Source organism: Leifsonia sp. LS1 (genome assembly GCF_020521355.1).
Lineage (GTDB): Bacteria > Actinomycetota > Actinomycetes > Actinomycetales > Microbacteriaceae > Leifsonia.
Genome location: NZ_BPER01000007.1, coordinates 1 through 25,951 on the forward strand (window position 1 = coordinate 1; position 25,951 = coordinate 25,951).

Annotated in this window: 26 protein-coding genes; 14 read left to right on the forward strand and 12 right to left on the reverse strand. The window is 69.2% G+C overall.

Translation table 11 applies throughout. The features are described 5' to 3' along the window. Nucleotides 1–208 precede the first annotated feature (208 nt). Nucleotides 209–1,072 (forward strand): type IV toxin-antitoxin system AbiEi family antitoxin domain-containing protein, encoded by an 864-nt coding sequence (locus tag LLS1_RS13320; RefSeq protein WP_226656216.1) that lies wholly within the window; start codon nt 209–211, stop codon nt 1,070–1,072. Between the two features lie 44 nt (nt 1,073–1,116). On the opposite strand, the gene LLS1_RS13325 is transcribed toward LLS1_RS13320, so the two are convergent. Together LLS1_RS13325 and LLS1_RS13330 are read right to left on the reverse strand one after the other, a co-directional pair. After that, nucleotides 1,117–2,883: a biotin carboxylase N-terminal domain-containing protein gene (locus LLS1_RS13325; RefSeq protein ID WP_226656218.1), complete on the reverse strand. Its 1,767-nt coding sequence runs from the start codon at nt 2,881–2,883 to the stop codon at nt 1,117–1,119. A 79-nt stretch (nt 2,884–2,962) separates the two neighbouring features. After that, entirely contained in the window at nt 2,963–3,598 is a 636-nt protein-coding gene (locus LLS1_RS13330; RefSeq protein ID WP_223360908.1) for a nucleoside triphosphate pyrophosphatase, read from the reverse strand. 24 nt (nt 3,599–3,622) lie between these two features. Here LLS1_RS13330 and LLS1_RS13335 point away from each other — a divergent pair, with 24 nt between their 5' ends. The 4 genes from LLS1_RS13335 to LLS1_RS13350 are packed head-to-tail and all read left to right on the forward strand — an operon-like array spanning nt 3,623 to nt 7,881. Continuing rightward, nucleotides 3,623–4,915 (forward strand): class I SAM-dependent RNA methyltransferase, encoded by a 1,293-nt coding sequence (locus tag LLS1_RS13335; protein ID WP_226656220.1) that lies wholly within the window; start codon nt 3,623–3,625, stop codon nt 4,913–4,915. A gap of 38 nt (nt 4,916–4,953) precedes the next feature. Further along, complete coding sequence (locus LLS1_RS13340; protein WP_179699859.1) at nt 4,954–5,613, forward strand: response regulator transcription factor; 660 nt, start codon at nt 4,954–4,956, stop codon at nt 5,611–5,613. After that, nucleotides 5,600–6,862, forward strand: a complete 1,263-nt coding sequence (locus LLS1_RS13345) for an ATP-binding protein (RefSeq protein ID WP_226656222.1) — start codon at nt 5,600–5,602, stop codon at nt 6,860–6,862. Before LLS1_RS13340 ends, LLS1_RS13345 begins: the two co-directional genes overlap by 14 nt. After that, entirely contained in the window at nt 6,859–7,881 is a 1,023-nt protein-coding gene (locus LLS1_RS13350) for a hypothetical protein (RefSeq protein WP_226656224.1), read from the forward strand. The genes LLS1_RS13345 and LLS1_RS13350 overlap by 4 nt, the downstream gene beginning before the upstream one ends. Here the strand turns inward: LLS1_RS13350 and LLS1_RS13355 are convergent. From LLS1_RS13355 to LLS1_RS13370, 4 genes are all read right to left on the reverse strand, one after another. Beyond that, the gene (locus tag LLS1_RS13355) at nt 7,878–8,846 is read right to left on the reverse strand and encodes a GDP-mannose 4,6-dehydratase (protein ID WP_226656226.1); all 969 of its coding nucleotides are present in this window, start codon (nt 8,844–8,846) and stop codon (nt 7,878–7,880) included. The genes LLS1_RS13350 and LLS1_RS13355 overlap by 4 nt on opposite strands. 2 nt (nt 8,847–8,848) lie before the next feature. Further along, nucleotides 8,849–9,832, reverse strand: a complete 984-nt coding sequence (locus LLS1_RS13360) for a GDP-mannose 4,6-dehydratase (protein WP_226656228.1) — start codon at nt 9,830–9,832, stop codon at nt 8,849–8,851. Between the two features lie 447 nt (nt 9,833–10,279). Continuing rightward, nucleotides 10,280–10,507: an acyl-CoA carboxylase epsilon subunit gene (locus LLS1_RS13365; protein ID WP_226656230.1), complete on the reverse strand. Its 228-nt coding sequence runs from the start codon at nt 10,505–10,507 to the stop codon at nt 10,280–10,282. Continuing rightward, complete coding sequence (locus LLS1_RS13370) at nt 10,504–12,117, reverse strand: acyl-CoA carboxylase subunit beta (protein WP_226656232.1); 1,614 nt, start codon at nt 12,115–12,117, stop codon at nt 10,504–10,506. The genes LLS1_RS13365 and LLS1_RS13370 overlap by 4 nt, the downstream gene beginning before the upstream one ends. A 76-nt stretch (nt 12,118–12,193) precedes the next feature. On the opposite strand from LLS1_RS13370, the gene LLS1_RS13375 reads away from it, so the two are divergent. Together LLS1_RS13375 and LLS1_RS13380 are read left to right on the forward strand one after the other, a co-directional pair. Beyond that, complete coding sequence (locus LLS1_RS13375; RefSeq protein ID WP_226656234.1) at nt 12,194–12,973, forward strand: biotin--[acetyl-CoA-carboxylase] ligase; 780 nt, start codon at nt 12,194–12,196, stop codon at nt 12,971–12,973. Between the two features lie 8 nt (nt 12,974–12,981). Then, complete coding sequence (locus tag LLS1_RS13380) at nt 12,982–13,530, forward strand: PH domain-containing protein (RefSeq protein WP_226656236.1); 549 nt, start codon at nt 12,982–12,984, stop codon at nt 13,528–13,530. On the opposite strand, the gene LLS1_RS13385 is transcribed toward LLS1_RS13380, so the two are convergent. After that, entirely contained in the window at nt 13,492–14,079 is a 588-nt protein-coding gene (locus LLS1_RS13385; protein ID WP_226656238.1) for a GtrA family protein, read from the reverse strand. The genes LLS1_RS13380 and LLS1_RS13385 overlap by 39 nt on opposite strands. A 66-nt stretch (nt 14,080–14,145) precedes the next feature. Beyond that, nucleotides 14,146–14,724, reverse strand: coding sequence for a GtrA family protein (locus LLS1_RS13390; RefSeq protein ID WP_226656240.1), 579 nt, complete (start codon nt 14,722–14,724; stop codon nt 14,146–14,148). 109 nt (nt 14,725–14,833) lie between these two features. Here LLS1_RS13390 and LLS1_RS13395 point away from each other — a divergent pair, with 109 nt between their 5' ends. The 4 genes from LLS1_RS13395 to LLS1_RS13410 all read left to right on the forward strand — a co-directional run bounded on the left by LLS1_RS13395 (nt 14,834) and on the right by LLS1_RS13410 (nt 19,239). Further along, nucleotides 14,834–15,970 carry a 5-(carboxyamino)imidazole ribonucleotide synthase gene (locus tag LLS1_RS13395; RefSeq protein ID WP_226656241.1) on the forward strand — a complete coding sequence of 379 codons (1,137 nt, stop codon included), beginning with the start codon at nt 14,834–14,836 and terminating at the stop codon, nt 15,968–15,970. Nucleotides 15,971–16,038: 68 nt separating this feature from the next. Then, nucleotides 16,039–16,542 (forward strand): 5-(carboxyamino)imidazole ribonucleotide mutase, encoded by a 504-nt coding sequence (gene purE, locus LLS1_RS13400; protein ID WP_223360016.1) that lies wholly within the window; start codon nt 16,039–16,041, stop codon nt 16,540–16,542. After that, a complete protein-coding gene (locus LLS1_RS13405) occupies nt 16,539–17,897 on the forward strand; it encodes an LCP family protein (protein WP_226656243.1) in 1,359 nt (452 codons plus the stop codon). The genes purE and LLS1_RS13405 overlap by 4 nt, the downstream gene beginning before the upstream one ends. Nucleotides 17,898–17,991: 94 nt before the next feature. Further along, nucleotides 17,992–19,239, forward strand: coding sequence for an acyltransferase (locus LLS1_RS13410; protein ID WP_226656245.1), 1,248 nt, complete (start codon nt 17,992–17,994; stop codon nt 19,237–19,239). An 18-nt stretch (nt 19,240–19,257) separates the two neighbouring features. On the opposite strand, the gene LLS1_RS13415 is transcribed toward LLS1_RS13410, so the two are convergent. The 3 genes from LLS1_RS13415 to rfbB are packed head-to-tail and all read right to left on the reverse strand — an operon-like array spanning nt 19,258 to nt 22,251. After that, nucleotides 19,258–20,400 carry a glycosyltransferase family 1 protein gene (locus LLS1_RS13415; RefSeq protein WP_226656247.1) on the reverse strand — a complete coding sequence of 381 codons (1,143 nt, stop codon included), beginning with the start codon at nt 20,398–20,400 and terminating at the stop codon, nt 19,258–19,260. Further along, nucleotides 20,372–21,250, reverse strand: coding sequence for a dTDP-4-dehydrorhamnose reductase (rfbD, locus tag LLS1_RS13420; RefSeq protein ID WP_226656248.1), 879 nt, complete (start codon nt 21,248–21,250; stop codon nt 20,372–20,374). The genes LLS1_RS13415 and rfbD overlap by 29 nt, the downstream gene beginning before the upstream one ends. Before the next feature lie 11 nt (nt 21,251–21,261). Beyond that, nucleotides 21,262–22,251, reverse strand: coding sequence for a dTDP-glucose 4,6-dehydratase (gene rfbB, locus LLS1_RS13425; protein ID WP_226656250.1), 990 nt, complete (start codon nt 22,249–22,251; stop codon nt 21,262–21,264). A gap of 74 nt (nt 22,252–22,325) precedes the next feature. Here rfbB and LLS1_RS13430 point away from each other — a divergent pair, with 74 nt between their 5' ends. Genes LLS1_RS13430 through LLS1_RS13440 form a run of 3 tightly spaced genes read left to right on the forward strand, consistent with a single transcriptional unit; the run spans nt 22,326 to nt 24,751 of the window. Further along, nucleotides 22,326–22,931: a dTDP-4-dehydrorhamnose 3,5-epimerase family protein gene (locus LLS1_RS13430; protein ID WP_226656252.1), complete on the forward strand. Its 606-nt coding sequence runs from the start codon at nt 22,326–22,328 to the stop codon at nt 22,929–22,931. A gap of 16 nt (nt 22,932–22,947) precedes the next feature. Then, entirely contained in the window at nt 22,948–23,805 is an 858-nt protein-coding gene (rfbA, locus tag LLS1_RS13435) for a glucose-1-phosphate thymidylyltransferase RfbA (protein ID WP_226656254.1), read from the forward strand. Between the two features lie 58 nt (nt 23,806–23,863). Then, a complete protein-coding gene (locus LLS1_RS13440) occupies nt 23,864–24,751 on the forward strand; it encodes a class I SAM-dependent methyltransferase (RefSeq protein WP_226656256.1) in 888 nt (295 codons plus the stop codon). 2 nt (nt 24,752–24,753) lie between these two features. On the opposite strand, the gene LLS1_RS13445 is transcribed toward LLS1_RS13440, so the two are convergent. Further along, a complete protein-coding gene (locus LLS1_RS13445; RefSeq protein WP_226656257.1) occupies nt 24,754–25,884 on the reverse strand; it encodes a glycosyltransferase family 2 protein in 1,131 nt (376 codons plus the stop codon). Nucleotides 25,885–25,951 lie beyond the last annotated feature (67 nt).

Genomic DNA, 25,951 nt, shown 5'->3' on the forward strand with positions numbered 1-25,951 from the left:
CCACCCCACCCCACCCGACTAAATCCGGAGATGAGCCACGACAGGCGCGTTTCCTCCGGTCGAACGGCGAACTGAGCGGCGTGGCGATCTCAGCCTCCGGAGTTACGGAGTGCACCACAGGCGGCCCAACGGACCGGTTATCCACCGATCCTGCCGACGCACGCCACGTGTGCCCGCCGCCCGGCACGCTGGGGCCATGGATTGGATGATGCGTTTGCGAGACCTCGGGGGTGTCGCATCGTCGGCGCAGCTGATCGCTGCGGGCGCGACAGCCGAGGCCCTCACCCGTGGCGTGCGGAGTGGCACGATGATGCGCCCGCGGCGCGGGTACTACGCGCTTCCCGCCGCTGATCCGATGGCTGTCAACGCGGTGCGAGCGGGAGGTCGGTTGTCGTGCCTCTCGGCGGCGGCGACGTACGGGCTCTGGGCAGGGCGCGATCCGCGGCTGCACGTCACCGTCCCGGCAAAGTCGACGCGGCTGGCTGATCCCGGCGTCGACGTCGTGCGGCACTGGACGACGCGGAGCGGCGGTTCGGAGGTGTGGCGGGTGTCCGTGGTCGACTGCCTGCGCTCGGTCGTCCGATGTGCGCCCCGGGAGGATGCTGTCGCAGTCTTGGACACGGCGGTCACCTCGGGGTTGGCCCGTCTCGCGGACATGGCCTCACTGGTCGCCGGTGAGCCTGCATGGACGGCGGGCGTGTTCGCGCGCGCTCGCCCCGGTTCGGAATCAGGGGTCGAGTCGATCGTCCGGCAGCGACTCACAGAGCGCGGCCATGTCGTCGAGCAGCAGGTGCATGTCGCCGGCGTCGGACGGGTGGACCTGCGCGTCGGAGGACGCCTCCTCGTCGAGATCGACGGGTACGCGTTCCATTCCGACCGCGGTGCGTTCGAACGGGACAGGCATCGCGATGCGGAGCTCGCGCGTCGTGGGCTGAGCGTGCTCCGGTTCTCCGCCGCGCAGGTGCTCGACAGTTGGCGCCAGGTCGAGGCGGCAATTGATCGTGCGGTCACAGATCCGGAGGTCCGGTACGACACTCCGCTCAGAACGCAGCAACTCCGGAGTCTTGCCTGATGTCGGGCAAGAACGCCGGAGTTACTGGGGCGATGCGCGAAGCGCTAGACGATGCTGAGGAGGAGGTGGCCGGAGGAGACGGTCTCGCCGACGGCGGCATTGATGCCGGAGATCGTCCCGTCCTTGTGGGCGGTGAGCGGCTGCTCCATCTTCATGGCCTCGAGGACGAGCACGAGGTCGCCCTTGACGACCGCATCGCCGTCCGCGACGGCGACCTTGACGACGGTCGCCTGCATCGGGGCCGTGAGGGAGTCGCCGGTCGCGGTGTCGACCGCGGCGGCACTGCCGCGGCGACGCGGGGCGGGAGCGCTGGACGCGGATGCGGCGCCGCCGCCGGTGAGGAGCTTCGCGGGCAGAGACACCTCGATGCGCTTGCCCTCGACCTCGACGACCACGCTGCTGCGGCGCTCGGCCGGCGTCTGGTCGCCCAGCTCACCGGACCACGGCTCGATCTCGTTGGTCCACTCGGTCTCGATCCAGCGGGTGTAGATCGAGAACGGCTCGCCGTCCTGCGGGGCGAAGGCGGGGTCGCGGACGATCGCGCGGTGGAACGGCAGGACGGTCGGCAGGCCGGCGACCTCGAACTCGTCGAGGGCACGGCGGGAGCGCTCGAGCGCCTCCTCGCGGCTGGAGCCGGTCACGATGAGCTTGGCGAGCATGGAGTCGAAGGCGCCGCTGATCTCGTCGCCGGCCTGGATGCCGCTGTCGACGCGCACGCCGGGTCCGCCGGCGGGCTTGAAGACGTGCACCGGACCGGGGGAGGGGATGAAGCCGCGGCCGGCGTCCTCGCCGTTGATGCGGAACTCGAACGAGTGACCGCGCGGCGCGGGGTCCTCGTAGTCGAGGGTGCCGCCCTCGGCGAGGCGGAACTGCTCGCGGACGAGGTCGATGCCGGTGACCTCTTCCGAGACGGGGTGCTCGACCTGGAGCCGGGTGTTGACCTCGAGGAAGGAGACGGTGCCGTCCTTGCCGATGAGGAACTCGCAGGTCCCGGCGCCCTGGTAGCCGACCTCCTTGAGGATGGCCTTGGACGCGGTGTAGAGCTGCTCGGTCTGCTCCGTGGTGAGGAACGGGGCCGGCGCCTCTTCGACGAGCTTCTGGTGGCGGCGCTGCAGCGAGCAGTCGCGGGTGGAGACGACGACGACGTTGCCGTATGCGTCGGCGAGGCACTGGGTCTCGACGTGGCGCGGCTGGTCGAGGTACTTCTCGACGAAGCACTCTCCGCGGCCGAAGGCGGCGATGGCCTCGCGGGTGGCGGAGTCGAAGAGCTCCGCGACCTCCTCGCGGGCGCGGGCGACCTTGAGGCCGCGACCGCCACCGCCGAAGGCGGCCTTGATGGCGACGGGGAGGCCGTACTGGTCGACGAACTCGAGGACCTCCGCGGCGTCGGCGACCGGGTTGAGGGTTCCGGGCGCGAGCGGGGCGCCGACCTTCTCGGCGACGTGACGAGCCGACACCTTGTCTCCGAGACGCTCGATGGCGTCGGGCGACGGGCCGATCCAGGTGAGGCCGGCAGCGATCACCGCGCGGGCGAAGTCGGCGTTCTCGGCGAGGAAGCCGTAACCCGGGTGCACGGCGTCGGCGCCGGACCGCCGGGCGATCGAGAGCAGCTTGTCGATGACCAGGTACGTCTCCGCGCTGGTCGTGCCCTCGAGCGCGTAGGCCTCGTCGGCGAGCTTCACGTGGAGGGCGTCGCGGTCCTGGTCGGCGTAGACGGCGACGGAGCCGATCCCGCTGTCCTGAGCGGCGCGGATGACGCGGACGGCGATCTCGCCCCGGTTTGCGATGAGAACCTTGGTGATGGCTGGCACAGTTCTCTAGCCTATGCCGCCCGGCACCCCTCGTTTTGGACGATCCTCACAAAAATGAGTGCCGCGGTAATTGGAGGGTCTACAACCGATTCCAGAGCGAGGTCCACTCCACGCCGAGTTCGCGGACCAGGGTGCGCAGTGTCGAGAGCGAGAGGCCCACCACGGTGCTGGGGTCGCCGTCGACGCGTGTGATGAAGGGGCCGCCCAGGCTGTCGATCGTGAACGACCCGGCGACCTCGAGCGGCTCGCCGCTCGCGATGTAGGCGTCGATCTCGGCGACGGTCACGTCGGCGAACGTCACGGATGCAGTCGCGGTCGCGCCGACCGCGGCGTTCTCGCGGCCGTCGCGGTGGTCGATCAGCCAGTGGCCGGAGTGCAAGACGCCCGTGCGGCCGCGCTGGGCGAGCCAGCGCTCCCGCGCGACCTCGGGCCGATGCGGCTTGCCGTGGATCAGCCCGTCGATCGCGAAGGCGGAGTCGCCGCCGAGGATGAGCCCGTCGATCGGTGCGCCGTCGAGCGTGCCGCGGACGGCCTCGGCCTTCAGTCGCGCGAGGAGGTGGACCATCGCGTCGGGGGCGAGCGGACCGTGCTCCGCCTCCGCCGCGGCGACCGCGGCGGGCTCGTCGACGTGCGACGGCACCACGATCGGCTCGATGCCGGCGGCGCGCAGGAGCGCGAGGCGTGCCGGGGACGTGGACGCGAGGTAGAGGCGCATGGTCACCTGTGGGATGCTCGAAGGATGCCCCAGAACGATGAGGTCGACCTCGACATTACCAACGTCGCCCACGGCGGCGTGTTCGTCGCGCGCCATGAAGGACGGGTCGTGTTCGTTCCGGACACGCTTCCGGGCGAGCGCATCCGCGCGCGGATCTCCGACCGCACCCACGACCGATTCTGGCGCGGCGAGACGGTGGAGGTGCTGGAGGCCGCCCCCGAGCGGCAGGAGCACGTCTGGGAGGCGGCGTCGATCGACCGAGCACCAGGGCGGCGGGCCGGAGGCGCCGAGTTCGGGCACATCCGCCTCGACCATCAGCGCGAGCTCAAGCGCCGGGTCATCGAGGACGCTCTGCAGCGCACCGCGAAGCTCGACGCCGACGCGATCGCGCAGGTCGGCCCGTCGGGAGGCCGGGTCCAGGTGGAATCCGTGGCCGGTGAGACGGCGGACGGCACCGGCTGGCGCACGCGCGTGCGGCTGCAGGTCGGTGCGGCCGGCGAGGTGGGCCCGTACGCGGCGCGCACCCACACCATCGTCCCGGTGCGCAGTCTCCCGCTCGCGACCGCGCTGGTGCAGGAGTCGGCGCCGTTCGGGCAGACGTTCCCCGGCGCGGAGTCCGTCGACGTCGTCGCCACCGGGGCGGGAGCCGCGCACGTGCTCGTCAACGAGGCGCCCGTCCGCATGGGCAAACGTCTCGCGCGTCCGCGCCGGCGTCCGGTCCCGATCCGCGAGCGCGTCGGGGACCGGGAGTTCCGGCTCGACGCCCGCGGGTTCTGGCAGGTGCACCGCGGTGCGGCCGAGACCCTCACGCGGGCGGTGCAGGAGGCGGTGGACGAGGCCCTCTTCGACCCGCGTGCCGCGAACCTCGACCTTTACGGCGGCGTCGGCCTGCTGGCGGCGGCGGTGGGGGACCGGTTCGGCTCCACCCTCCGCATCACCTCCGTCGAGAGCGACGAGGCCGCGACTGACGACGCCGCGGAGAACCTCGCCGACTGGGTGGGCGCCTCCGCCGTCACGGCGAGGGTCGAGCGATTCGCGGCCGACCTCGCGGCCAACGCGAGTGCGAGCGAGCGTGCGCGGCTGCGGGCCGCGACCGTCGTCCTCGACCCGCCGCGCTCGGGCGCCGGACGTGCGGTCGTCGACTCGATCGCCGCTCTCGCGCCGGCCCAGATCGTCTACGTGGCGTGCGACCCCGTCGCGCTGGCGCGCGATCTGGCGTTCTTCGCCGACCGCGGCTACCCGCTCCGCTCGCTGCGCGCGTTCGACCTCTTCCCGAACACGCACCACGTCGAAGCGGTCGCCACGCTGACGCCCTGACGGGGGTCATGGGGTCCTGCACCACTACGATGAACCACATGGTGCGGGTATCTATCGTCGACGATCACGAGTCGGTGCGGCTGGGGCTGAAGGCGGCCTGCCAGGACGCCGGTTACGAGGTCGTCATCACCGCCGCGACGGTCGACGAGTTCGTCGCCGAGATCGGCGGCCAGGAGTGCGACGTGGTCGTGCTCGATCTCTCGCTCGGCGATGGGTCGAAGGTGACCGACAACGTCAAGCGCGCCCAAGCCACCGGAGCCGCCGTGCTGGTGCACAGCATCGCGGACCGCGTCGCCAGCGTCCGGGAGGCGCTCGCCGCGGGCGCGGCGGGAGTCATCCCGAAGTCGTCGCCGACGACGACCGTGATGAACGCCATCGCCACGGTCGCGCGGGGGGATGTCCTCAACAACCTCGAGTGGGCGACCGCGATCGACGCGGATAGCGATTTCGCCAAGGCCCAGCTGGGCCGGCGCGAGCGCGACGTGCTGCATCTCTACGCGTCGGGCCTGCCGTTGAAGGCGGTCGCGGCGCAGCTCGGGATCGCGAACTCGACGGCTCGCGAGTACCTGGACCGGATCCGGGTCAAGTACGTGGAGGTCGGCCGCCCGGCCCCCACGAAGGTGGATCTGCTCCGGCGCGCGGTGGAAGACGGCATCCTGCCGGGTCTCGACCCCGACACGGGCAATGAGCGCGTCTGACTTCGCGCGCCCCGGCAGCGTGCCGGGTGCCCCGCGCGAGTCGTCGAAGCCTCGCAACCCGCTGAGCCGCGCCCGCATCGAGCGCATCGCGGACCGCACCGTGGCGGCGTTCGGACTCGTCTTCGGGCTGCAGACCATCCCGTCGGCACTCGCCCAGCAGCACGCGCTCGTGCAGCCGTGGGGTCTCGTGATGACGATCGTCATCTTCGGCGGCATCGTCGTCACCGTGCTCCTGGCGATCCTGCAGCGCTGGGTCAAGGGGGCGATGGCCGTCCTGGCCGTGCTCTACCTCGTCGCGATCGTCACGTGGCCGTTCGTGGTCTCCGACCCGGCGGCGTTCACGGCGGACAAGCCCTGGATCTGGTTCCTCTGCAACGTCTTCACCGCGTTCGCCGCCGTCGCCTACCCACTCTGGCTGGCTGTGGTCTACACGCTGATCGCCCCGATCGCGTACGGCGTCGTCCGGGCGCTGCCTGCCGGTGGCGGCGTCGGCGCCGAGCTGGCCGGCTTGGACGCGGTCTACGCGATCATCCTCGGCGGAGCCATCCTCGCCATCATCGCGATGATGCGTCAAGCGTCGTCGGGCGTCGACGCGGCGCAGAGCCAGGCGCTCGCCCGGTACGCCACCGCCGTCCGTCAGCACGCCACGGAGGTGGAGCGCGTCCAGGTCGACGCCATCGTGCACGACAGCGTGCTCACGACCCTGCTCTCGGCGGCCAGCGCGCGGACTCCGGAGCAGAAGGAGCTGGCGGCGACCATGGCGGCGGACGCGATCGGCCACCTGCACGCGGCCGAGGCGTCCGGTCCGGAGGACCAGTCCCTCGTCGGCCTCGACCGCCTGAGCGACCGGCTGGTGACGGCCGCCAACGCGTTCTCCTCGCCGTTCGCGATCGAAGTGCAGGACGTCGAGGTCCACAGTCTGCCCGTCAACGTGGCGGAGGCCGTGTACTCGGCCAGCGTGCAGGCGATGGTGAACAGCATGCAGCACGCGGGCGGGCCGGAAGTGCGCCGCAGCATCAGCATCCGCGGGGGCACTCCGTCCGCGACCGTTCATATCGTCGTGCGCGATGAGGGGAAGGGCTTCGCCGCGGACGAGGTGCCGGCGGAGCGTCTCGGGCTGCGGGTGAGCATCCGCGATCGCCTCGCGAAGGTCGGCGGGCGCGCGCGCATCGAGTCCGAGCCCGGTGCGGGGACGACCGTCGTCATCCTCTGGCCGTCCTCCGACCGGGAGCCGGAGGTGGTCGAGTGATCACCCTGAACCGGGTCCTCTTCCTCGGCCTCGGCGCCCTGTTCTCGGCGTATCACCTGTTCCTCGCGCTGTCCTCGCTCTCGATCCCCGCCAATCCCGGGCCGCCCATCGCGGCGATGATCCTGTACGGGGTCGCGACCGTGATGAGCCTCTGGCCGACGAGCCCGACGAAGATGCCCCTGTGGCTCGCAGCGTTCGACCTCGCCGTGTGCGTCGTCATCCCGATCCTCGTCACGAGTCAGCTCGACCCGGCGAAGGACAACGGCTACGGCACGTGGTACGTCGCGGCCGTCGGCACGCTGATGACCATCTGCGCGGTGCGCCGGCAGTCCATCTTCGCGTGGGCCGGAGTCGGTTTCCTCGCCGTGCAGACCGTCGTCTGGGCCGGCCCGGGGGCGCTCGCCGGGCTCGGAGTCATCGGCTCGGTCGTCTGGGTCGGCGTCGCCGTGGTGATCGCGGGCTCGCTCGCCAAGGCCGGCCGCGACTCCCTCCAATTCGCCAGGGCCGAGCGGGAGGCCACGGAGTGGCAGGCCGCTCAGGAGGCGCACGTCATGGAACGTCAGCTGCGGCTGCGGCAGACGTATCGCGTCGCGGCCCCGATGCTCGCCGAGATCGTCCGACGCGACGGCGACCTGACCGAGGCCGAGCGTCGCGAGTGCCGTTATCTCGAGGGCGCCATCCGCGACGAGATCCGGGGGCGACGCCTGCTGAACGACGACGTGCGCCGGGAGGTCATGGACGCCCGTCGGCGCGGCGTGGTCGTCAGCCTCCTGGACGAGGGCGGGATCGACGACCTGGACCAGCGTGGACTCGAGACGGTGTTGCGCCGTCTCGCCGAGGCGATCCGGGGGACGACGACGGACAAGCTGATCGTCCGCACCGTGCCCCGCTCGTCGAAGACGGCGGTGACCGTCGTCGGCCTGCGCATGTCGGACGACGGCGCCGCCAACGCACTGGGCGCCGAGTCGGACGACGACGAGGTCGATCTCTGGCTGGAGATCCCGCGACCGGTCGTCTAGCTCGCGGCGCGCACGAGCGCCAGATCGTGTTCGACCATGGCGCCCACGATCTCCTCGAACGCCAGCGTCGGTGACCAGCCGAGCTCTTCCCTGGCGCGGGAAGGGTCGCCTCGCATCTCCGCGACGTCGGCAGGACGCTTGAACCGGTCGTCGACTTCGAGACGATCCTGCCAGTCCAGGACTCCGGCACGCAAGAAGGCGGCCCCGGCGAAATCGCGAACCGAATGGGTTCGGCCCGTGGCGATGACATAGTCGCCGCCGCTCTCGGCGTCGGCCATTCTGACCATGGCGTCGACGTAGTCCGGCGCCCATCCCCAGTCACGGCGCGAATCGAGGTTGCCGAGCTGCAGCGTCTCCTCGAGGCCGGCGGCGATCCGGGCGACCTGGGCGGTGATCTTGCGCGTCACGAATGTCTCCGGACGTCGAGGTGACTCATGGTTGTACAGGATCGCCGAACTCGCGTGCATGCCGCGGCTCCGGTAGATCCCCATCAGGCTGTGCCCGAGTGCCTTCGCGGCCCCATACGGGCTCGCGGGCCGCACGGGTGTGGTCTCCGTCTGCGGCGACTCGATGGCCGAGCCGAAGATCTCAGAGCTCGACGCCTGAACGAATCGGACAGTGCGTCCCTTACGCTCTTGCAGGCGCCACGAAGCTTCGATCAGAGCTGCCACCGCGGCACCCGACACTTCGACCGTCGCCAGTGGCTGTTGCCACGAGAACGCGACCGAACTGATCCCGGCGAGGTTGAACACGATGTCGGGTTCGACCTCGTCCACAATGTCGACGAGGCTCTGAGTGTCTGCGAGGTCTCCCGTCCGCCAGATCACCCGATCGTCTGCGGGAAGGAGATCACCGGGACGGATGAGGGCATGGATCTCATGCCCTTCCCCGGAAAGCTGGTCGACAAGGTAGCTGCCGTCCTGACCGGTCGCACCGGTGAGGAGGATTCGCTGGGCGGCCGCCACGATCAGCGGGAGAGGTCGGACTGCTCGCGGAGATCGTTCTCGACCATCATCGTGATCAGCTCTTCGAATCCGACCCGGGGTGTCCACCCGAGGACGTCGTGTGCCTTGCTCGCGTCCCCAATGAGGAGGTCGACTTCGGCCGGCCGCATGAAGCGCGGATCCTGACCGACGTACGGGCTCCAGTCGTCCACTCCGATGGTACGGAATGCCACGTCGAGGGCCTCGCGGATGGAGTGCGTCTCGCCGGTCGCCACGACGTAGTCGTCGCCGACCGGCTGCTGCAGCATTCGCCACATCGCGTCGACGTAGTCGCCGGCGAAGCCCCAGTCGCGCTTCGCGTCGAGGTTGCCGAGGACGAGCTGATCCTGCAGCCCGAGCTTGATGCGCGCGACTGACTGACTGATCTTGCGCGTGACGAACTCGGGGCCGCGCCGAGGCGACTCGTGGTTGAAGAGGATGCCGCTGGACGCGTGCATGCCGTAGGACTCGCGATAGTTGATCGTCATGTAGTGACCGAAGACCTTCGCGACGCCGTACGGAGAACGCGGCCAGAGCAGGGTGGACTCGCGCTGCGGGACCTCCTGCACTTTGCCGAACATCTCAGACGAGGACGCCTGATAGAAACGGACCTTCGAGATATCGTCGCCGGCGTAGAGGCGCGTGGCCTCGATGATGTTGAGGACGCCCTTGCCGGTGACGTCGGATGTGAGGGCGGCGTTCTCCCAGGAGTACGCGACGTACGAGATCGCACCCAGGTTGTACACCTCGTCAGGCTGGGCGATTCCCAGCACCCGCACGAGACCCGAGACGTCGGTGAGATCGCCGGTCAGCAATGTCACCTCGGGAACGGTGGTCCGGACCAGGTCGTACTTCGGGTTGTTCTGGCCGCGGATGAGGCCGAACACCTCGTAGCCCTTCGAAACGAGGAGTTCCGCGAGGTAGAGGCCGTCTTGTCCGGTGATTCCGGTGATGAGAGCGCGGGTCATTCGGTTGGTTCTCCGTTTCGTAGAGCGCTGCTGGAGCCCTCCCATCGTATCGGCACGAGGCTGGGCATCGGCGTCGCCCAGGCGCGTGCGGTGACTGCGTGCGATGGTGTCCGCGATCCGCAGGTTAATAGGAGAAAGGGGCCGACACCCGAATTGTCGGCCCCTTTTCAAACCCCGAGTCAGGGCGACAACCCGAATATCGCCCTGACTCGCCCCCAAAGCACTCGCCCGCTTACCCTAGTCGGCGAGTGATTCGGCGGTGTGACTCACGAGGAGAGACACCTAGCAATAACAATATTGGCGCGCTTCCCAGGTATTACATAGTCGTCATTTTGGAGGACATCGGGGGACACTCGGTGTCCTCCCTGTTCCCGCTCGTCCGGAATCGCGCCTGTACCGCATCCGGGGGACGCCTCCTCCGGGGTACAAACCGGGGGACGCGACCGCTCAGGCGGAGAACGACCGCCAGGCCCCGGGACCGGGGGAGAGCGGCGTGCGGAGGCTGCGCTGGCTGCGCCCCCAGGCGTCCGGACCCGTCGTGGGCCGGGCGTCCCGGGCGGCGGCGGCCTGCTCCGCAGCGGCTGCCGTCAGCACGGCGGTGACGGCGGCGACCTCCTCGGCTGTCACGCCACGCGTGACGAACCGGATCTGCGACGGGTCGAGGCCGGCGCTCACAGCGGAATGTTCCCGTGCTTCTTCGGCGGCATGGTCGCGCGCTTGGTGCGCAGCGACCGCAGCGCCTTGATGACCGAGACGCGGGTCGCCGCCGGCTCGATGACGCCGTCCAACTCGCCACGCTCCGCGGCGAGGAACGGGCTCGCGACGTTGTACGTGTACTCGTTGGCGAGCTTGGTGCGCACGGCGGCGACATCCTCGCCGGCCTCCTCTGCCCGCTTGATCTCGCCGCGGTAGAGGATGTTGACCGCGCCCTGTCCGCCCATGACGGCGATCTCGGCGGTGGGCCAGGCCAGGTTGATGTCGGCGCCCAGCTGCTTGGAGCCCATGACGATGTACGCGCCACCGTAGGCCTTGCGCGTGATGATCGTCACGAGCGGCACCGTTGCCTCCGCGTACGCGTAGAGCAGCTTCGCGCCACGGCGGATGACGCCGGTCCACTCCTGGTCGGTGCCCGGCAGGTAGCCCGGCACGTCCACGAGCGTGAGGATCGGGATGCCGAACGCGTCGCAGAACCGGACGAACCGCGATGCCTTCTCTCCGGCGTCGATGTTGAGAGTGCCGGCCATCGCGCTCGGCTGGTTCGCGACGATGCCGACGGAGCGGCCGTCCACGCGGGCGAAGCCGATGACGATGTTGGGCGCGAACAGCGGCTGCACCTCGAGGAACTCCGCGTCGTCGACGATGCCCTCGATGATGGACTTCACGTCGTACGGCTGGTTGGGGGAGTCCGGGATGACGGTGTTGAGACGTCGATCGGCGTCCGTGGTCTCGAGCTCCGGCTCCGACTCGTACTCGGGCAGTTCGGCGAGGTTGTTCTGCGGCAGGTAGCTGAGCAGATTGCGCGCGTAGTCGAGGGCATCCTCCTCGTCGCTCGCGAGGTAGTGGGAGACGCCGGATACCTTGTTGTGCGTCAGGGCGCCGCCGAGCTCCTCGAAGCCGACGTCCTCACCGGTGACGGTCTTGATCACGTCGGGGCCGGTCACGAACATGTGGCTCGACTTGTCCACCATGATGACGAAGTCCGTGAGGGCGGGGGAGTACACCGCGCCGCCGGCCGCCGGGCCCATGACGATCGAGATCTGCGGGATCACACCGGAGGCGGCGGTGTTGCGGCGGAAGATCTCGCCGTACTTGCCGAGGGCGACGACGCCCTCCTGGATGCGGGCGCCGCCGGAGTCGAGGATCCCGATCATCGGCACGCCGGTCTTGAGGGCGTGGTCCATCACCTTGATGATCTTCTCGCCCGCGACCTCGCCGAGCGATCCGCCGAAGATGGTGAAGTCCTGGCTGAACACGGCGACGTTGCGGCCGTGGATGGTGCCGACGCCCGTGACGACCGCATCGCCGTACGGACGCTTGGCCTCCATGCCGAACGCGTGGGTGCGGTGGCGGACGAACTCGTCGAACTCGACGAAGGAGCCCTGGTCGAGCAGGAGCTCGATGCGCTCGCGGGCGGTGAGCTTGCCTTTGGCGTGCTGCTTCTCGATCGCGGTCTGCCCGCTGGCGGTCACGGCCTCGTGGAACCGCTCCTTCAGGTCCGCGAGCTTGCCCGCGGTGGTGGAGAGATCGGGGGTCTGACGTGCTTCGGTGTCGGTCACGCCGTTCACTCTACCTTCTAGTGCAGAGGCGATGCCGTTGAGGAGTTCCTACAAAATCGGGGCCTCACGCTGGCAGACTGGGCCAATGCAGCAGAGCGATCCTCACGCCTTCCGTCGCAGTCGAGCCGTCGTCCCCGTGCTGGAGGTGCTCGACGAGGCCGGGTCGACGAACGACGTCCTCACCGCGCGGGCGGCCACCCTCCCGGACCTCTCCGTCATCGTGACCGGCAACCAGACCGGAGGGCGTGGGCGCCTCGGCCGGGTCTGGGTGGCGCCGCCCGGTCGCACGCTCGCGATCTCGGTGCTCCTGCGCCCGGACGGGCTCGCGCCGGAGGCGTTCGGCTGGTTCCCGCTCCTGGCGGGCCTGGCGATGAGCAGAGCGGTCGCTCCCCTCGTGCCCGGCACGGTCGCCGTGAAGTGGCCCAACGACGTCCTGATCGACGGGGCCAAGGTGAGCGGGACCCTCTCGGAGCTGCTCCCCGACCTCTCCGGTCTGGTCATCGGTGCGGGAGTGAACCTTTCGCAGGAGGCCGACGAGCTGCCGACCGACACCTCCACGTCGCTCGTGCTGGCGGGGGCGGAGTCGCCGGATGCGGACATCGTGCTGTCGTCGTATCTCACCCAGCTGACCGCCCTCTACCGCGAGTACCTCACCGCGGGCGGCGATGCGGTGCGCAGCGCCCTCCGCGACGAGGTCGCCGAGGCGTGCCACACCCTCGGCCGCGCCGTGCGCGTCGAGCTGCCGGGAGGGGACACGCTGCTCGGCACGGCCGTCGGCATCGACGCCGACGGCAGACTGATCGTGGAGTCGGAAACGGGGCGCACGGCTGTCGCAGCGGGAGACGTCACGCACCTGCGGTATTAATGGGAAGCATGAGCAACACGACGGACGGGGTGCCCGGCCAGCCCCCGGAGCGGGTGATCGCGCGCCTGCGCCGCAACGCCCGCGTGCTGTTCTGGCCGAGTGTGGCGTTGATCGCCGCGAGCGGTGCCGCCGGGTACTTCGCCGGCCGGCTGGACGAGGTCTGGGAGATCGTGCTCCTGTGGTCGGCCGCCGCCGCGGTCCTGCTGCTGTTGTTCCTGCTGCCGCTCGCCGCGTGGCTGAGCCGGCGCTACACGATCACGACGCGCCGCATCGTGATCCGGCACGGCTTCTTCGTGCGGGTTCGGCAGGAACTGCTGCACAGTCGCGGCTACGACGTGAGTGTGAAGCGCAACTGGCTGCAGAGCGCCTTCCGCTCGGGCGATGTGCGCATCAACGCGGGTCTCGATCACCCCGTCGTCCTCAAAGACGTGCCGAAGGCCGACCAGGTGCAGCGCGCGCTTGGCGAACTGATGGAGCACGCGCAGAACGTGGTCGCGCTGCGGCGTCAGCAGTCGGAGTCAGTCTCCGACGAGACCACCGTCTGGGGCAGCCGCTAGCGTCGAGCCGGTCAGTACGGCGGGCTCGCCGGGCCGGGTGCCGCCTACAGCCCGGTTCGTGCGACGCGCCGCGCGCCGTCCTGCACGCTCGGGTGAGAACACCCACCAGCGGTAGAAGGCGAAACGGAACACCATGCCGAGGGCCAGGCCGACCACGTTGTTCGCGATGTTGTCCGCCAGGAGCGACGTGAAGCCGAGCGCGTAGTGGGAGACCCAGACGCAGAGCAGCGGGATGGCCATCCCGGCGAGGCTGACGATGAAGAACTCCGCGCCCTCGCGCGCGGTGTTCTCCTGCCGGTTCTTCGCGAACGCCCAGTACCGGTTGCCCACCCAGTTGGTGCCGATGGCGACGAGGGTGGCGATGGCGGTGGCGATGAGCGTCTTGTGGGGGACATTCGAGAGCACGGTGAGCATCAGTCCGTTGAACACCGCGATGTTGACGACGAAGCCGACCGCTCCCACCGCGCCGAACTTGATCAGCTGGGGGAGAAGTCGCGCTTTGCGCGCCGGGATGTCTCGTTGCCCGGGCGATGTCGAACTCTGCGCCATGAGCCGAACCCTACTCGACCGGGTTGTCAAAAGTATGTGTGCGAATGGCCGACGGTGAGAACGCGCTCAGCCGGCTTCGGTTCCCGGCTGGCGGGGGGAGTTGAGCGACGCGGCGTCAGAGCTCGCGGACGCGTCGTCTTCGAAGATCGAGAGTGCCGCTGCCTCGGCCTCGGCGTTCCGTCGCGCTGTCAGGCCGTCCTTGCGGTGATGCCCATACACCCAGTAGCGGTACAGGAGGAAGCGGAACGCCGTCGCCAGGAGGAGCCCGATGACGTTGGTCGAGACGTTGTCCGCGAGCAGGGAGGTGAACCCGAGGACGTAGTGCGAGATGTACAGGCAGAGCAGGCTGATCCCCAGGCCCGCCACCGCGATGACGGTGAACTCGAGCAGTTCCAGCATGAAGTTCTTGCGCCGGTGCTCGCGGAACGTCCAATAGCGGTTGCCGAACCAGGTCACGAGGGTGGACACCGTGACGGAGACGATCTTCGCGCCGAGAGGCGATTGCCAGAAATGGTCGCTCCCCGCCGCGCCGAGGCGGAGCAGGTTGAAGATCCCGACATCGACGAAGTAGCCGACGATGCCGACGACGCCGAACTTCAACGCGTAGCGCACGAGGCGTTCGTACAGAGTGGAGAGGACCTTCATCGTTTCCCGGGTGCGAAAGAGGGATCGGCAGTCGGTCGGTCGGCCGACCGTCGAACAGTATAGGTCGCTGTCGGCCCTTCCGTGACGCCACCCCCGGTAGACTGCCCTGATGCGAAACACAGTCGGAGTGATCGGCGGCGGGCAGCTGGCACGGATGATGATCCCTCCGGCGGTCGAGCTGGGCATCGATATCCGGGTGCTCGAGGAGGCCGCGGGCATGAGCGCGGAAATCGCCGCGACCGGTGTCGGAGACTACCGCGACCTCGACACGGTGCTGGCGTTCGCGGAGACCGTCGACGTGATCACGTTCGACCACGAGCACGTGCCGCCGTCGATCCTGCGGGAGCTGGTCGAGCGCGGGATCCCCGTGCATCCCGGACCGGACTCCCTCCTCTACGCCCAGGACAAGATCCAGATGCGGGCCAAGCTCAGCGAGCTCGGGCTGCCCGTTCCGGACTGGGCGGCCGTGGAGTCGGCCGACGAGCTGGCGGCGTTCCTGGCCGACCACGGCGGCCGCGCCGTGGTGAAGACCGCGCGCGGCGGCTACGACGGCAAGGGCGTGCGCGTGGTATCCGAGGCGGGTGAGGCGGACGACTGGTTCCTCGCGCTCGCCGAGGACGGGCGCGGCGGCGCCCTGCTCGTGGAGGAGCTGGTCTCGTTCCGGCGCGAGCTGGCGCAGCTGATCGCCCGACGGCCGTCCGGCGCGTCGGCCGTCTGGCCGGTGGTGGAGACCATCCAGCGCGACGGCGTCTGCGCCGAGGTGATCGCCCCGGCGCCGGGGGCGGCGGGGCGCGTGGCGGACGCCGCGGCCGACATCGCCACCCGCATCGCGGACGGCCTCGGGGTCACCGGCGTGCTCGCCGTCGAGATGTTCGAGACGACGGACGGCCGCCTCCTGATCAACGAGCTCGCGATGCGCCCGCACAACAGCGGGCACTGGTCGATCGAGGGGGCGGTGACGAGCCAGTTCGAGCAGCACCTGCGCGCCGTGCTCGACCTGCCCCTCGGCGAGACGCGTCCCCGCGACGAGTGGTCCGTCATGGTCAACATCCTGGGCGGTCCCGCGGAGGGGACCCTGCAGGACCGTTACCCGGCCGCGCTCGCCGCGCATCCCGAGGCCAAGTTCCACGGGTACGGCAAGGAGCCGCGGCCGGGCCGCAAGGTCGGCCACGTCACGGTCGGCGGCGACGATCTCGACGACGTCGTCTACCGCGCCCGCGCCGCCGCTGCGTACTTCGAGGGCTGAATTCCGGGGGTGTCCGCACCGCGTGCCGTAACCCGGACGCGGGGGAGCCCGCCTTTACGATTGTGGGCATGCCCGAGAAGTCGCAACCCCTGGTGTCCGTGGTGATGGGGTCCGACTCGGACTGGTCCGTGATGCAGGAGGCGTCGCGGCTGCTCACCGAGTTCGGCGTCGCCCACGAGGTGGAGGTCGTCTCCGCGCACCGCACACCCGTCAAGATGATCGACTTCGGCCGGGCCGCTGCCGGCCGTGGCGTCCGCGTGATCATCGCGGGTGCCGGCGGCGCGGCCCACCTGCCCGGCATGCTCGCCGCGGTGACCACCCTCCCGGTCGTCGGCGTGCCGGTCCCGCTCGCGCGCCTCGACGGCCTCGACTCGCTGCTCTCCATCGTCCAGATGCCGGCGGGAGTGCCGGTCGCGACGGTGTCCATCGGCGGCGCCCGCAATGCGGGACTGCTCGCCGTCAAGATCCTCGCGACCGCCGACCCGTCCCTGGCGACCGCACTCGAGCGTTTCGCCGCCGATCTGGAGGCGAGCGTCGAGGAGAAGAACGCGGCGCTGCACGCGAAGCTATGAACCCCACGAGCCCGCTGCGTCACCCGGACGCGTCGTCCGCGCCCGTCATGACCCGGCGGGCCTGGTGGCTCGTCCTCCTGAACGTCCTGCTGCCGGGTTCCGTCCAGCTGGTCGCCGGAGATCGTCGGCTGGGACGCGTCGGCCTCATCGCCACGGGGCTCCTCTGGCTCGGGGCGATCGTGGCGCTGATCACCTACCTCGTCGCCCCGACCGCGATCTACACCTTCTTCACCCAGGCCGCCAGCCTGACCGTGCTCCAGATCCTGCTCATCGCCTTTGCGATCCTCTGGGTGGTGCTCACCCTCGACACGCTCCGTCTCGTGCGCCTGGTGAAGACCAGGCCCAACGCCCGTGGCTGGATCGCGGCCTTCGCCGTGCTCGTCCTCGTCGGGCTCACGGGCACGGCGGGCTACGCCTCCGTGGTCGCCGGCTCCGCGCGCGGGGCGCTCGGCGACATCTTCTCGGCGGGGCCGTCCGAGCCGCCCGTCGATGGCCGGTACAACATCATGCTGCTCGGCGGCGACGCCGGGCCCGACCGCGAGGGCCTCCGCCCCGACAGCATGTCGGTCGTGAGCATCGACGCCTCGACGGGCAAGGCCGTCACGATCGGCCTGCCGCGCGACCTGGATCCGGTGCCATTCCCCGAGACCTCCCCGCTCCACACGCTCTATCCGGACGGCTACGGCTACGAGGACCGCTGCGACGTCGACGTCTGCCAGCTCAACTCCATCTACACCGAGGTCGAGGTCTACAAGAAGGACCTCTACCCGAACGCCACGAAGAACAAGAGCGAGCCGGGCATCGAGGCCATGCGCGACGCCCTCGAGGGTGCGACCGGTCTGACCATCCAGTACTACGTGCTCATCGACATGCAGGGCTTCTCCGACCTGATCGACGCCCTCGGGGGCGTCGATATCACGGTGACCGACCGCGTCCCGATCGGCGGGGATGAGAACCTCAACGGCGTCGCCGAGTGGATCGAGCCCGGCCAGCACCACATGGACGGCTACCACGCCCAGTGGTACGCCCGCGCCCGGCACGGGTCGAGCGACTACGACCGGATGGCGCGCCAGCGCCAGCTGCAGGACGCGATCCTCAAGCAGGTCAATCCGGTCAACGTCGTCAGCAAGTTCGAGGGCATCGCCAAGGCCGGATCCCAGGTGATGAAGACCGACATCCCGCAGTCGATGCTGGGCTACTTCGTCGACCTCGGGATGAAGACCCGGAAGCTGCCGGTCGACCAGCTGGAGCTGGTGCCGCCGACGATCGATCCCACCGACCCCGACTACACGGAGATCCACCAGCTCGTGCGGCAGGCGCTCGCGCCGGCGACGCCGAAGCCGACCGCGAAGTAGCCGAAGCGCACTCAGCCCACCCCCCAATAGGTCACAGGGACCGCTCAGCGCAACCCCGTAGCGTCGCCCGCCTATGACGGGTACTGGTGGAAACGTGGCTGAGACGACGACACGACGACCGGCGACGGGCCGGCTGACCGCGCTGGACGGGCTCCGCGGACTCGCGGCGGTGATCGTCGTGTTCCATCACGCCCTGTACACCAACCCCGACTTCCCTGGAGCCCCCGGCGGCGGAGACGCCCCTGTCGGCTCCGCACTGTGGTGGATCAGTTACACGCCGCTGAAGTTCCTCACCGCGGGCGTGGAGTCGGTGATCGTCTTCTTCGTCCTGTCCGGCCTCGTGGTGACCCTGCCCGTCGTGCGGCATCGCGGTTTCGACTGGGTCGCCTACTTCCCGCGCCGAGTCGTGCGGCTGATGGTGCCGGTGACGGCGTCGGTGCTCCTGGCAGCCGCGTGGGTAGCCGCCATCCCGCAGATCACGACACAGGCCGCCGGAACGTGGCTGAGCAACTCCTCGACGCCGGACTTCGGCTGGGAGTACATCGTGAAGGCGATCGACCTGCTCGGCGGCGACGGGCAGATCAACAATCCGCTGTGGTCGCTGCGCTGGGAGCTCGTCTTCTCTCTCGCGCTGCCCGTGTTCGCCGTCGCCGCCATCGCCGTGCGGAAGTGGTGGATCGGCGGCCTCGCCGCCGCCTGCGCCCTCACCTGGCTCGGCGCCCGCACCGGGTCGGGGGAGCTCGAGTATCTTCCTGCGTTCTTCGTCGGCGCGGTGATCGCCGTGCGACTGGAGGCGGTCCGCAACGTGGCCGATCGCATCAACGCCCGATGGTACCGTCACCCGCTGTGGGCGGCACTCACTGTCGGCAGCGGCCTGCTGCTCATCGCTCCGTGGCTGTTCGGCCCCGGCATCACGGAGCTGCCCGAGTTGCAGCACGCACTCAAGGGCCTCATCCCGCTCGCCGCCGCGGGCCTGGTCGTGGCCGTGCTGGGGTGGAAGCCGCTGCGTGCCGTCTTCGAGTCACGGCCGTTCCAGTTCGCCGGGACGATCTCGTTCAGCCTCTACCTGGTGCACGTGCCGATCCTGATCTTCAGCACCTACCTCTTCGCGGACGAGCCCTGGTACGTCGCACTCCTGTTCGGGATCCCGCTCGCGACGGCGGTGGCCGTCGCCTTCACCTGGCTGATCGAGAAGCGCAGCCACGGGTGGTCGAAGAAGGCCGGCGCGTGGGCGTCCGAGCGTTATCGCGCCTGGTTCGGCCGGGAAGAGCCGGAGCAGACCGCGCGTCCTGCACTGTCGGCCCCGGCCGAGCGCGAGCGAGAGGACGCCGGCCGCCGCTGACGACCCCCGCGCGGGCGGTCACAGATCGGCGTGCAGCTGCCAGACCCGCTCGGCGGAATCCCGCCAGCTGAATGCGCGCGCCCGGTCGGAGCCGAGCACTCCGAGCCGCTCGCGCAGGGCATCGTCGTCAAGGACACGGCCGATGGCGGCGGCGAGCCGCTCCGAGTACCCGTCGTCGTCGTCGGTGGAGGCGACGCGCTCGACCACGACGCCCGCGCCGCCCGCCACCTCCACCAGGGCGGGATCGTCGGAGTGGATGACGGGAAGACCGAACTTGAACGCCTCCACGATCGGGAGGCCGAAACCCTCCGCGAGGCTCGGGTACACGAACACTGTCGCACGGCTCAGGACGACCGCCAGATCGGCGTCGTCGAGGCGGCCGAGCGCCCGCACCCGGTCCTCGGGAAGGCCGGCGGCGGCGGCGACGCCGGTGGCGCTGCCGTCGCCGTAGCGGTCCGGACCGGCGATCAGCAGGGGGATGCCGTGGGTCTCGGGTCGAGCGATCGCGCGGATCAGCGGCGCGACGCCCTTGCGGGGCATGATCGATCCGAGAGTGAGCGCGTACGAGTCGGGCAGCGCCAGGCGGGCGGCGCGCTCGTCGGCATCGGCGGGCAATCGCAGTGTCGTGGCGGGGGCGCCGCCGATCACCCGGATGCGATCGCCGAAGTCCAACTCCTCCGAGAGGCGTGCCGCCACGGCGTGGGTCGGCACGACGATCGCGTCCGCGTGCTTGCGCGCACGCTTCGCCATCGCCTTGGTCCAGAGGGCGCCGCCCGCGCCGAGCGAGTCGGGGTGCGTCCACGCGAGGGTGTCGTGGATGGTGACGGCCACCTGGTCGCCTTCCTCACGGCGTTTGCGCAGCGGGGCGAAGAGCGAGGGAGCGTGCACCATCCCGCGCACCGATCCCATCGAGACTCCGCCGGGCAGGGCGACCGCGAGCTCGCGGTGGGCGAGCGGGAGGCGCGCGATGTCGGCGATGCCCGGGAGCGCAGCGCGCAGCGCCTCGAGCTCTTCGTCGGGCACGGCGGAGACGATCCCGACCACCTCGCACCCGCGAGGGGCGGTCCTGATCAACTGACGGGTCAACTCCTCGGTGTAGCGGCGCGCGCCGCCGGGAGTCTCGCCGATCAGTTCATCGATCACCACCCTGAGGGTTGTCATTCTGCTCCAGGACTCCGTGACGCGCCGCGTCGGCCAATGCTTCCTCCCATGCACGCATGGGCTCGAGGCCGGCTGCGCGCCAAGCCGCGTGACCGAGCACCGAGAACGCAGGCCGCGGGGCAGGCCGCACGAAGGTCGAGCTGTCGGTCGGTGTGACCCTATCAGGGTTCAAACCGGCCTCGCTGAAGACCGCCTTCGCGAACTCGAACCAGCTCGCGCGGCCGGAATTCGTGCCGTGGTAGACGCCTGCAGGGGCATCGGCGTCGAGCAACGCGACGATCTGCCGGGCGAGGTCGCCCGTCCACGTCGGCTGGCCGATCTGGTCCGCCACCACGCTCACCGTCTCGTGGGTCTCGGCGAGCTTCACCATGGTCTTCGCGAAGTTGGCGCCGCCGGCCCCGTAGAGCCACGCGGTGCGCACGACGTAAGTGCCCGTGGGATGGGCGGCGAGGGCGAGCTCCTCACCGGCGGCCTTGGTGCGGCCGTACGCGTTGATCGGGTCGCGGGGGGTGTCCTCGGCGTACGGCTCGGTGGCGAACCCGTCGAACACGTAGTCGGTCGAGACGGTGACGAACTTCGCGCCGTACTGTGCCGCGGCGATCGCCAGGTTCTCGGTGCCCGTGGCGTTGATCGCGTAAGCGTCTTCCTCGTGGGTCTCGGCGTCGTCGACCTTGGTGTACGCCGAGGCGTTGATCACCACGTCGTGCCCGGCGACGGCCGCGATGACGGCGTCGCGGTCGGTCACGTCGAGGTCGGCCCTGCTCAGCGCGGTGATATCACGGCCGCCGAGGGCCTGCTGGAGGTCCTGGCCGAGCTGGCCGGCCGCACCGGCGATCAGGTAGCGCGTCATGGCGTCGCCGCTCAGGCGTCCAGCGCGGCGCGGGCCTTGAGCGGCTCCCACCACTCGCGGTTGTCCCGGTACCACTGGACGACGTCGGCGAGGCCCTGCTCGAACGGCACCTGCGGCTCGTAGCCGAGCTCGCTGCGGATCTTGGAGATGTCGACCGAGTAGCGGAGGTCGTGCCCGAGGCGGTCGGCGACACGGTCGACGTAGGACCAGTCCTTGCCGGTGGCGTCGAGCAGCAGCTGGGTGAGGTCCTTGTTGGTGAGCTCGGTGCCTCCGCCGATGTTGTAGATCTCGCCGGCGCGACCGTTCACCAGCACCATCGCGATGCCGCGGGTGTGGTCGTCGACGTGCAGCCAGTCGCGGATGTTGTTCCCCTCGCCATAGAGGGGCACGTGCTTGTCGTCGATGAGGTTCGTGACGAAGAGCGGGATGACCTTCTCGGGGAAGTGGTAGGGGCCGTAGTTGTTCGAGCAGCGCGTGATCGACAGGTTGAGGCCGTGGGTGCGGAAGTAGCTGCGGGCGAGCAGGTCGCTGCCGGCCTTCGACGCCGAGTACGGGGAGTTCGGCTCCAGCGGGCGGTCCTCGGCCCACGAGCCCTCGGCGATCGACCCGTACACCTCGTCGGTCGACACGTGCACGAATCGCTTCAGGTCGTGGCGCAGCGCGGCGTCGAGCAGCTGCTGCGTGCCGAGCACGTTGGTCTCGACGAAGATCGAGGCGTCGCGCACCGACCGGTCGACGTGCGACTCGGCGGCGAAGTGCACGACCGCGTCCACCGTCGGGAAGAGCTCGTCGAGCAGCGCGCCGTCGCGGATGTCGCCCTTGACGAAGGTGTAGCGCGGCGAGTCGGCCACGGGGGCGAGGTTCGCGAGGTTGCCCGAGTACGTCAGCGCGTCGAGCACGACGACCTCGGCGCCTTCGAGGCCCGGGTACGCGTCCTGCAGGGTGCGACGGACGAAGTTGGAGCCGATGAACCCGGCGCCGCCGGTGACGAGAATCTTCATAGGAGTCATGGGTGCTTTCTGTCGATGATCAGTGCAGGAGTCTACCGTGCGGGCCTGATTGGTAGACTCCCGGGGTGCAGATCCGAGAACTTTCGATTCCCGACTCCTACGAGATCACGCCGAAGCAGCACCCGGACGACCGCGGTCTCTTCACCGAGTGGTACCGGTTCGACCGGTTGGAGGAGGCGGTCGGTCACCCGCTCGAACTCCGCCAGGGCAACCTGTCGGTGTCGAAGCGCGGGTCGGTCCGCGGCATCCACTTCGCCGACATCCCGCCGAGCCAGGCGAAATACGTCACCGTCCCGCACGGCGCAGTCGTGGACTACGTCGTCGACATCCGTATCGGTTCCCCGACCTTCGGCCTCTGGGACAGCGTGCTCCTGGACGATGTGGACCGACGAGCGGTCTACGTCGCAGAAGGTCTCGGGCACTGCTTCGTCGCCCTGACAGAGGGTGCGACCGTGAGCTACCTGGTGAGTGACACCTACAATCCCGGGCGCGAGCACGGCATCAACCCCCTGGACGCCGATATCGCCCTCGTCTTCCCTCCGGAGGCGGGCGACCCGATCCTCTCTCCGAAGGACACCGACGCCCCCGGCCTGATCGAGGCCCGGGGCAGTGGATTCCTGCCGACCTGGGACGCCGCCCGTGCCTTCTACGCGTCCCTCGATGAGAAGTAAGTAAGGAACGACAACCATGCGCGGAATCATCCTGGCCGGTGGATCCGGTTCGCGGCTGTGGCCCATCACCAAGGGCATCTCGAAGCAGCTGATGCCGATCTACGACAAGCCGATGATCTACTACCCCCTCTCCACGCTGATGATGGCGGGGATCAACGAGATCCTGATCATCACGACGCCCGAGTACAACGACCAGTTCAAGGCGCTCCTCGGCGATGGCTCCCAGCTGGGCATCCGCCTCGAGTATGCGGTTCAGCCCTCTCCGGACGGCCTTGCACAGGCGTTCATCATCGGTGAGGAGTTCATCGGCGACGAGTCGGTGGCGCTGGTGCTCGGCGACAACATCTTCCACGGCAGCGGGCTGGGTTCCGCCTTGAGGGCGCACAGCGACATCGATGGGGCGCTCATTTTCGCCTACGAGGTGAGCGATCCGACCGCGTACGGTGTCGTCGAGTTCGACGACGACTTCAAGGCGCTCTCGATCGAGGAGAAGCCGCAAAAGCCGAAGAGCAACTATGCGGTACCCGGCCTGTACTTCTATGACAACAGCGTCGTCGAGATCGCGAAGACCATCACTCCGAGCGCACGAGGTGAGTTGGAGATCAGCACGGTCAACGAACGCTACCTCGATGGCGGCACGCTGCAGGTCCAGGTGCTCGATCGCGGGACCGCGTGGCTCGACACCGGCACGTTCGAGTCGATGATGCAGGCGTCGGAGTACGTTCGGGTCATCGAAGATCGGCAGGGTTTCAAGATCGGCTGCATCGAAGAGATCGCCTGGCGTGCCGGCTGGATCGATGACGCGCAGCTCGCCGAGCTCGCCCGCCCCCTCGTGAAAAGCGGATACGGCCGGTATCTCACCGGACTCGTCTGAGCGCAGGTGTGCCGAGGGGCGCATCATCCGATAGCGTGATCGAATGCGCTGGCCAATCGTGGGTCCCCGAGTCCGTCTCATCTCCGTCGCGGCGGCCGCGATCGTGCTCGTCTGCGGTGTCGTGCTCGCGCTGGCTGCGCGCGATGTCGGATGGCTCGTCTGCGGGCTCGTGCTCGACCTACTGGTGGTCGTCGTGGTGGCGGCGAGATCCGCCCACAATCAGCTGAACATGGTCGCCGAGCGAGTGACCGCGACGCGTGCGGAGACCCAGGTCGTGCGCTACGAGCCGGGGGAGCCGCTCGATCTCCTCCGCCGGGACCTTCAACGAGACGTCTCGGCGCTGCTCGTCCTGAACCGCATCACCCCGCCGACTGGAGCCATGCCGGCTCCAGGCGGTTGGGCGGCGACTCCCGACACCCTCCTTCTCCTGGTCGATCGGATCCTGGCAGCGGAGGAAGAGCCGCTGGTCGTCGAGTGTGGTAGCGGGACGTCGACGGTGTGGATCGCTCTCGCCCTTCGCGCCCGCGGGGCGGGCCGCGTCATCTCCCTGGAGAACGACGCAGAGTACGCGGCAGCCACCCGTGCGGCGCTCTCTCGACTGGGACTGTCCGACTGGGCGGATGTGCGGCACGCGCCTCTCCAGCGCGTTCGCGTCCGAGATGAGGATGCACTCTGGTACTCTGCGGAGGCCATCGATGACCTCTCCGGAATCACTCTCCTCTTCGTCGATGGGCCGCCCGGACATTTCGGTCCGCGAATGCGCTTTCCCGCCGTGCCGCTGCTGGCGGGGAGGCTGTCCACGGGAGCGCTCGTGGTCTTGGACGACATCGACCGCCCAGACGAGCAGGCCGTCGAGGCCGAGTGGACCGCCCACACCTGGGAGGGAACGTCGTTCCGCCGCGCAGGTGGTTCCGATCGAGCAGCGCTCTTCGAGACGATCCGCTGAGCTCAGTGCCGCTTGATCCCGCGGGCGAGAGCGTCCGCCACCCGGACGACGCGCCTCGATGAGATCTCATCGAGGCGACGCTGCGCCGCATCGAGGCGCGTTTCGAGCTCCCCGCGCGTTTCCTCCTCGAGGTGCAGTCGCTCTTCGAGCTCTTCAATCCGCACCCGTCCGCCCTCGACCGCTCTGACGGCGACCGCGTACCGCTCGTGTTCTGCGGCGATATCGCCACGGAGAGTGCGCTCCGTGGCCGCCACGATTCGACCGGCGTAGCGCGCCTCACCCTCGGCCTGATTGTCTAGGAACACGTCCTCGACCGCGGCCTTCGTGCTCACCAGTCGGCGGTCTTCGACGTAGGTCCCGTCGACGACGCCGGCCGCGAGCTCGGCCTCACTCGGATGCCTGAGCACGTAGTAGGCGAAGAGGGCTCCCTGCTTCCAACGCCAGTACTCGCGCATTCCATGGTGATTCGGGCTGGGGGCGAGTTCGGGATTGGACTCGTACGCGCGACCCGATTTGACGACTTTGGCTTCGAACTGATCCCACGACCGCCACGGAAGGTGCAAGACCTCGAGCCCGAGTTCGGTCGGGAGCTCTCCTGTGGGGAGAGTGACGAAGTGATTGCCCTGGGCGACCTCGACCTCGGGGTCACCGACGTGAACGGCGTCGGGCGTCGAGTGAGCGCGTAGGCCGATCCGCTGGAGTTCCTCGACGGATCGGTTGTCACGGAATCGCAGGCGCTCGAATCCGGTGCCGCGGAGAGCGGGCCTGCCGGTCATATCCACGACCGGCACGGTGAAGGCGCGGAGCGACGCTGGTACCTCTGCGAGGACGTCTTTGATGGTGGCGCCTCCGGCGACGGGCATCCAGAACTCGTCGGCGTCGGCGTTGACGACCCAGTCGGCCGCGTACCGGTTGTAGGCGTCCCGGGCCATGCCCGTGACGACGCTGTGCTGCTGCTTGCGGTGCACAGGGTCGTGGCGCAGGTCGATCCGGTCGCCGAAAGATTCGAGGATCTCTGTCGTTCCGTCGGTGGAACCGTTGTCTGTGACGATGAGGACGTCCACTCCCTGGGCGAGGGAGTGCTCGATCATCGGCCTGATGATATCCGCCTCGTCGCGGACCATCAGAGTCATGGCTAGTCTCACGGGTGAGTTTTCTGTCGGGGGTGAACAGGGGTACCCCCATCGTACGCGGGGGACC